This is a genomic window from Desulfovibrio sp. SGI.133 (assembly GCF_050313955.1).
Lineage (GTDB): Bacteria > Desulfobacterota > Desulfovibrionia > Desulfovibrionales > Desulfovibrionaceae > Desulfovibrio.
Genome location: NZ_JBNPMK010000022.1, coordinates 1 through 291, shown reverse-complemented (window position 1 = coordinate 291; position 291 = coordinate 1). Strand labels below are relative to the sequence as shown.

At 54.0% G+C, this 291-nt stretch carries 1 pseudogene; it reads right to left on the bottom strand.

Annotation, left to right across the window (positions count from 1 at the left end):
• Positions 1 to 291, bottom strand: a pseudogene (locus ACQRBR_RS12060) (outer membrane homotrimeric porin); the annotation flags it as partial.

Genomic DNA, 291 nt, shown 5'->3' with positions numbered 1-291 from the left:
TTGCGGCTGTCGTCCAGCCACAGAGCCACATAAGCGGCATCCAGCATGACGGTGAAGTTGTCGTACATCTTGTAGGTGTTGGTCAGACCGATTTCCAGAGCGGTGTCGCCGGTGGTCAGATAGATGGGATCGTAAGCAGTAGCATACTGAGCGACGTCGCTCACACCATGCTTTTCATAGGGATTACCGTAATCACGGATGTACTTAGCCATCTTAGGAGCGTTGGTGCCGCCCATGAAGTTCACACGCAGGGTGTGCTTCAGGTCTTCCAGGAAGCTCACGTCCTTCAGG